6 protein-coding genes and 2 pseudogenes are annotated in these 7,009 nt (G+C 63.1%); 6 read left to right on the forward strand and 2 right to left on the reverse strand.

The window, feature by feature from the left end; genetic code table 11:
* From EN780_RS23750 to EN780_RS23770, 4 genes and pseudogenes are all read left to right on the forward strand, one after another.
* A partial coding sequence (locus tag EN780_RS23750) for an IS110 family transposase (RefSeq protein WP_128275489.1) occupies positions 1-864 on the forward strand: 864 nt, incomplete at its 5' end.
* Between the two features lie 293 nt (positions 865-1,157).
* Positions 1,158-2,574 (forward strand): annotated as a pseudogene (locus tag EN780_RS23755) (ISNCY family transposase).
* On the forward strand, positions 2,571-2,738 hold the full coding sequence (gene tnpB, locus EN780_RS23765) for an IS66 family insertion sequence element accessory protein TnpB (RefSeq protein ID WP_210215047.1): 168 nt from the start codon (positions 2,571-2,573) through the stop codon (positions 2,736-2,738). Before EN780_RS23755 ends, tnpB begins: the two are co-directional and overlap by 4 nt.
* A 301-nt stretch (positions 2,739-3,039) precedes the next feature.
* The gene (locus EN780_RS23770) at positions 3,040-4,179 is read left to right on the forward strand and encodes an IS110 family transposase (protein ID WP_128275494.1); all 1,140 of its coding nucleotides are present in this window, start codon (positions 3,040-3,042) and stop codon (positions 4,177-4,179) included.
* Positions 4,180-4,480: 301 nt separating this feature from the next.
* Here EN780_RS23770 and EN780_RS23775 read toward each other — a convergent pair.
* Positions 4,481-4,867, reverse strand: a pseudogene (locus EN780_RS23775) (ISNCY family transposase); the annotation flags it as partial.
* Here EN780_RS23775 and EN780_RS23780 point away from each other — a divergent pair.
* Entirely contained in the window at positions 4,848-5,939 is a 1,092-nt protein-coding gene (locus EN780_RS23780; protein ID WP_245500095.1) for an IS66 family transposase, read from the forward strand. The pseudogene EN780_RS23775 and the gene EN780_RS23780 sit on opposite strands and share 20 nt — an antisense overlap.
* Complete coding sequence (locus EN780_RS23785) at positions 5,936-6,538, forward strand: UPF0149 family protein (RefSeq protein WP_128275491.1); 603 nt, start codon at positions 5,936-5,938, stop codon at positions 6,536-6,538. Before EN780_RS23780 ends, EN780_RS23785 begins: the two co-directional genes overlap by 4 nt.
* A 95-nt stretch (positions 6,539-6,633) precedes the next feature.
* On the opposite strand, the gene EN780_RS23790 is transcribed toward EN780_RS23785, so the two are convergent.
* The coding region (locus EN780_RS23790; RefSeq protein ID WP_245500096.1) for a transposase at positions 6,634-7,009 on the reverse strand (376 nt) is incomplete at its 5' end.

The raw sequence follows: 7,009 nt of genomic DNA on the forward strand, positions 1-7,009 counted from the left end.
ATCGAAAGTCACGTCGTCGATCCGGCGTCGATTGCGACTTCGCGCCGACGCCGCCGCGCAAAGACCGACAAGATCGACGGCGAGGCGCTGGTCCGGGCGTTGCTGGCCTACAAGCGAGGGGAGCCGCGGGTGTGTGCGATGCTCCGGGTGCCGGCGCCCGAGGAGGAGGACCGTCGCCGTATCACGCGTGAGCGCAAGGCCTTGACGAACGAGCGCGTACGCAATGTCAACCGCGTCAAAGGCCTGCTGTTCGCCCAAGGCGTGTCCGGCTATGAGCCGCTGCGCCGCGACCGGCGCAAGCGACTGGCGGCGCTCAAGACCGGCGACGGCCGACCCTTGCCGGCACATCTGCTGGCGCAGGTCGGCCGGGAACTCGACAGGCTCGAACTGCTGCTGGAGCAGATTAAGGCAGTCGAGGCCGCACGCGATGCCATGCTCGCAGCCGCGCCTGCCGTCTCGCCGGCACCGGCGATGCTGCTCGATCTGAAGGGCATCGGGCCGGAGTTTGCCGCCGTCTTGTGGTCGGAGGGGCTGTCGCGTCACTTCGACAACCGACGACAGGTTGCCGCCTATGCGGGCCTCGCGCCGACACCCTGGCAGAGCGGCTCGGTCGATCACGACCAGGGGGTATCGAAAGCCGGCAATCCAAGGCTGCGAACGACGCTGATCCAGGCGGCCTGGCTGTGGCTGCGCCATCAACCGCGATCGGCGCTCACCTTGTGGTTCCAGGACCGGGTCAAACACAACGGCGGCCGTCTGAAGAAGGCGACGATTGTTGCGCTCGCCCGCAAGCTGCTCGTCGCGCTGTGGAAATACGTCAGCGCCGGCGTCGTCATCGAGGGCGCGGTCATGAAGACCGCCTGATGCGTTAGCCGAACTGAATTCTGAAAATCCTCCAGGACCCGATCAGTCCTGGCGGATCCAGGTGGGACGAGCCGAGAATATGCATGGCCCTGAATGGCCGTAAGCTAGAATGGTCTCGTCCTCCTGAGCCCTTGTCCGCCGCAAGCGGGATGTTGGTGCCGCTGTCTCGAACAGCGACCGTATATAAGTTGGATCTGGCTTGGCAACGAGCCGCGTCTTGCAATCGGGCTCAGACCGTGGATGCCGCAACAGCCGACGGAAAGCAAAAAATGTCACCCTGACGACAGTTCCGAATTGACGCTCCTCATATAAGTATATTCGATGTTTTCGCCACGCACGAGATCGGACGCGAACTGGAGGCAATGTCGCACTGGCTGGACAAGCATCGCGATCTGCTTGGCTTGGTGGCGCGCGATTTGGTGCGGGTTGGCGTCAAGGCTACCGGACGGCAAGGCCTGCCTGCTGAAGCGGTGCTGCGTTGCGCGCTTCTCAAGCAATACCGGCAGCTGAGCTATCAGGAGCTGGCGTTCCATCTTGAGGACTCTGCCTCGTTTCGCGCCTTTGCCCGCCTACCATTGTCATGGAGCCCCCAGAAGTCGGCGCTGCAAAAGACGATCAGCGCGATCCGGCCCGAGACCTGGGAACAGATCAATCGGGTACTGCTGTCGAGCGCTCGACAGGCGAAGCTCGAAGACGGCGCGGTGGTGCGGCTGGACAGCACCGTGACGTCGGCACTCATGCACGAGCCGAGTGACAGCAGCCTGCTTTGGGATGCCGTGCGGGTCATGGTGCGCCTTCTGAAGCGAGCTGATGTCTTGATTGGCGGGCACCAGCATGGCATGGCGCGATCACTGCCGCGCAGCCAAGAAGCGGGCTCGCAAAATCCAGTTCACGCGCGGTCGACCCAACCGGGTCCAACTCTACCGCGAGCTGATCGCAATCACCCGTGCGACCTTGGCCTATCTGGAGCAGGCGAGCGAGCGTTTGGCCGTGGCGAGCACACCGTCCATAGCCCTGTGGCAGATCCAGGTTCGTCACTATCGGCCGCTGGTCGAACGCATCATCAGACAGAGCGAGCGGCGGGTGTTGGCCGGCGAGCCAGTGCCCGCCGGCGAGAAGTTGGTCAGCCTGTTCGAAGAGCATGCCGATATCATCGTCAAAGGCAGCCGCGATACCGAATACGGCCACAAGCTCAACCTCACCACCGGCAGGAGCGGCGTAAGCGGTGCACCAAGGCACCTTGCAATAGGCCGATGAACATGGAGCTTTCGCGCCATGACATTGGAACATGCAGAGGGCGATGTGGTCGCCGAGTTAAGCAGCGCCGCGGCGTCTGAAGATGGTGCAGCGATGCCCGGCCGTGCGCGGCAACGGAGGCTGTGGAGTCGCGCCGAGAAGCGCGCGTTGGTCGACCTTGCGACCGCGGCGGGGTCGTCGGTGACCGAGGTCGCGCAAGCGTTCGGCGTAGCTCCGTCACAGCTCTATGCGTGGCGCAAGCAGATGGCCGGCGACCAGCCCGATGCCGATCAAGCAGTGGCCGCCTTCGCGCGCGTCGAGGTGAACGATCTGCCCGAGGACCGGCCCGTCTCCGATTACCCGGACCCGGCCGGCAAGATCGTGGTGGCCTTTCCGAACGGCGCGCGATTGCGGATCGACGGAACCGTCGATCCGACAGCGCTGCGCATCGTCCTGGCGGAGTTGACCAAGTGATCACGGTGGTGCCGACCGACCGGATTTACCTTTGCTGCGGTGAGACCGATATGCGCCGCGGGATCAACAGCCTGGCACGCATGGTGCAGCAAGTGTTAGCGCTCGACCCGCACACCGGCGCGATCTTTTGCTTCCGTGGACGCAATGTTCTGGCAAGTTACTGATGCGACAGGCTTAGCAAGTTAGAAATGCGACACTGGCCAAAGTAGGGGGTGCTATCCCGCAAAGTAGAAATGTCGCATCGACGTCGGAGCCGCCTTCCCGGCGCTAACGCGAGCGCCCGATCGGGCGCCGCTGGTCGGGGTTGCTCAGCCCGATCGGGGGCGATCCAGTCAAACGCCCCTGGGCTTTAGATTCCATGAGGGGTGAACCTGCGACCGGCGATCTGCAAGGGTGCAGCTTCACAGAAGCTGCTCACTCCAGGAGGTCATCGTGGTCACTACGCATTTTCAAACCGAAACGCCCATTGCAATTCGAACCGATCTCGGTGCGATTTTCGTCTCGTTGGAGTTGAGCCGGTCGACTTGGTTGGTCACATCATTGTCGCCAGGCGGTGGGGAAAGGATGTCGAAGCACGCCGTAGCGGGCGGCAACGTCAGTGAATTGCTGGCTCGATTTACTCATCTCCAAGAGAAGGCCCGTTCGCGATCTGGACGGTTGTTCCCAATCGTGACGATCCAAGAGGCGGGCCTCGACGGCTTCTGGATTCATCGTGTGCTGGAAACCAACGGCATTGAAAGCTACGTGGTCGACGCTGCTTCGATTGCGGCGTCTCGCCGCCGGAAACGGGCAAAGACTGACAAGATCGACGGCGAGGCGCTCGTGCGCGCCTTACTCGCCTTCAAGCGTGGAGAACCTCGTGTCTGTGCCATGGTCAAGGCGCCAAGTCCTGAAGAAGAGGATCGGCGGCGCATTTGCCGTGAACGTAGGGTGCTGATTGCGGAAAGGGTCGAGCACGTCAACCGCATCAAGGGGCTGCTCTTCGCGCAAGGCATCGGCGGCTATCAGCCGCTGCGAAAAGATCGTCGCAGACAACTGGAAGACCTTCGAACTGGCGACAGCCGAGTGCTGCCGCCGCATCTCAGGGCACAAATTTGCCGTGAACTCGATCGACTGGAGCTGCTGCTGGATCACATTGCGGTCGTTGAGCGTGAGCGTGATGCCTTGGTGGAAAGGGTTGAATGCGAAGCCAAAGCCCCGGAACCGGCAACAATGCTATGTGCAATCAAAGGCGTCGGGCCGGAGGTAGCTGCAGTCCTTTGGACCGAAGGCTTCTGTCGGCAATTTGATAATCGCCGACAGGTTGCGGCATACGCCGGCCTAGCGCCGACGCCTTGGCAGAGCGGAACCGTCGACCGAGAACAAGGCGTGTCGAAAGCAGGCAACCCACGGCTGCGAACAACGATGATCCAGCTGGCCTGGCTGTGGCTCCGCAACCAACCGTCATCTGCCTTGAGCAGATGGTTTATTGATCGCGTCCAGTCGAATGGCGGCCGGCATAAGAAGAGCACGATCGTTGCGCTCGCCCGAAAGCTGCTGGTCGCTCTCTGGAAATATGTCACCTTCGGCGTCGTCATTGACGGCGCAGTGCTGAAGTCCGCCTAAGCCCTTACCAAGAAACAATCGTGTAATCTTCCAGGACTGATCAATCCTGGCGGATCCAGGTGGGCGAACCGGCTCAAAGTCTGGCTTCAGATGCCGCGCTTTAGAATGGTCCCGTCCTCCTGAGCCTTTGCCGCAACGCAAGCGGAATGATGGTGCAGCCGCAAGTACGGCGACCGTATGTGAGTTTGAACCGGCCGAGGAGAGCCGTGTCATGCGAAGGCTCAGACCATGGAGTCGACGACCGGGAAGGAAACAATCCATGTCTTGACGCGCTAATCCTCATGTGAGCTTTGAAAGCCGCTTACTCGGCCGCAGCCAGCCTCGCCAGCGCCTGTTCCCGCCGCGCGATGACAGCTGGGTCGTTCATGAAATCCGTCCTCTTGCCGGACTTGCGGCCGCGCTTGACGTAACCATTGCTCTGGCTGCCATCGGGAATGCCAAACATGTGGTCCGTCTGACCCGTGCGACGCGGACCGTGCTGGCTGCGCTGAAGGTCGCGGCCGGCCTGCATCTCGGCCACCATCAAAAGAGCCTCATCAAGGCGCTTGTTCTCGACGACCTCTGATCTGTGGACTGAGCGCAGCTTGTCGAATGTCTTGTAGGGTAGGGATGTGCTGCCTTCCATGATCTCAAGCCGACCGTCAGGATAGTCGCAAACGACTACCTTCTTGCCCGCCAGGCGCTTCGCAAAGGCGCCGGCACCGATTAAGGCCATTGCACGCGGCAAGCTCAGCTATGCCGCGCTCGCCCATATCATGATGGCGAAGTGGGGCTATCATCTGCCGTTTTATCGCCAGGCCCAGATGATGGCCGCCAAGGGCGTCGATATCGAGCGATCCACGCTTGCGCGCAGCGCCGGCTACGCCGCCGCCTTGCTCGATCCGATCTACAACCGCATCCGTGAGATCGGCCGTACCCGCACCAAGATCCACACCGACGACACGCGGTTTCCGATCCTGGCGCCCAGCACCGGCACCACGCACAAGGGCGCGCTCTGGGTTTACGTCGCCGACGACCGCAACTCGGGTTCGCAGGAGCCGCCGATCGCCTGGTATCGCGCCACCATGGGTCGCGCCGGCGAGAGCGTGATGAGCGAGCTCGCCGGATTTGCCGGCACGCTGCAGGCCGATGGGTTCACCGGCTACAATCAGATCTACAGGGGCGGCGCCATTCGAGAAGCCGCCTGCCTGGCCCATCTGCGCCGCAAGATATTCGACGTTCACGACAGCCAGCCGACCGAGCTCAGCACGACGGCGATGGCCGGTATCCAGGCGATCTACCGGATCGAGGAAGAGATACGGGGGCTCCCGCCGGCCGAGCGATTGGCCGCACGACGAAGGCGGACCCGACCCCTGGTCCGGGCGCTGCGAGGACAACTCATGCGCCAGGCCAACGGTTTGTCGCGGCATGCCGATATCGCCAAGGCCTTCTCCTATGGCACCAAGCGATGGCGCGCGTTCAACCGCTTTCTCTACGATGGCCAGCTCGAGCCCGACAACCTGATCGCGGAGCGCGCGATCCGTGGTTTTACGGTAGGCCGGCGCAATTGGCTTTTCTCGGGCAGCTTCGCCGCGGCCGAGCGGTCAGCCGTCGTGCTCAGCGTTATCGAGACCTGCAAGCTCTGCGGCGTCGATGCCGAAGCCTACATGGCCGATGTCATCGAGCGCATCCAGAACGACTGGCCAGCCTCGCGCTGGGATGAGCTGATGCCGTGGAACTGGGTGCGCCGCCAAGAGATGCAGCTCCCCTTGGCGGCATGAGCGCGCTCGATGACATGGCGCTGTCGGACCAGGCGCTCGAGGCCTGGATGGCCGCCAAGACCAACCCCCGCCCGCTGGTGCGCACCATGTCGGCGCTGGATGGCTTCGTGACGGCGGCGGTCACCGGGCCGCGGTTCGCCAACCCGCAAGACTGGATGTGCCCGCTCATGGGGTTGCCGCGCGAGGTCCTGGCCAAAGGCTCTGCAACCGATCATGCCGTGTTTGCCAGCCTCGCCAGGATCCACAACCGGATCAACGAGACGCTGTTCGACAGACCGCAGGATTATTCGCCCCGCTTCACCGCCAAGCCCAGCGGCGGCATCGACCCGCGGCCGTGGTGCCAAGGGTTCTACGCGGCCATCAATCTCAACATCAAACGCTGGAAACGGCTACTCGACCTCAAGAACCCCAGCCACGGCCTGCTGCTGCCCATCCTGATCTACTGCGTCGACAAAAAGGGGCGGCCCGTCCTCGGCAAACCCAGGCCGGGACCCGAGACCGCGCACTTTATCGAGCACGAGGCATACAAAGACATCGCCCTCGTCATCCCCGCCCTGCGCGAACTCCACTACGTCACCCGCTATGATGACCCGCAGTGATCGCCGCCGGCGCGCCGACTAACGGCTGACCGCCATACACGCATCGGGCGGCTTCGGGAAAGGTGCCCTGATGCACCGCTTACGCACCACCGTGATCACCTGCTCAACTCCGCCAGGACGATGCGCAGCGCTGTCGGATCGACGGGACCGTCGATCCGCAATCGCGCGCCGCTCGGAAAGGCGACGATGATCCTGCCGGCCGGGTCCGGGCAATCGGCGACGGCGCGTTCGACCTCGGGCAGATCGTTCACCTCGATCCGCGCGAAGGTCGCCATCGCCTGATCGGCATCGGGCTCGCCGCCGGCCATCTGCTTGCGCCACGCATAGAGCTGCGAAGGAGCTACGCCGAACGCTTGCGCGACCTCGGTCACCGACGACCCCGCCGCGCTCGCTAGGTCGACCAACGCGCGCTTCTCGGCGCAACTCCACAGCCTCCGTTGCCGCGAGCGCCCGGGCATCGCTGCACCATCT

The organism is Mesorhizobium sp. M4B.F.Ca.ET.089.01.1.1, from assembly GCF_004022605.1.
GTDB lineage: Bacteria > Pseudomonadota > Alphaproteobacteria > Rhizobiales > Rhizobiaceae > Mesorhizobium > Mesorhizobium abyssinicae.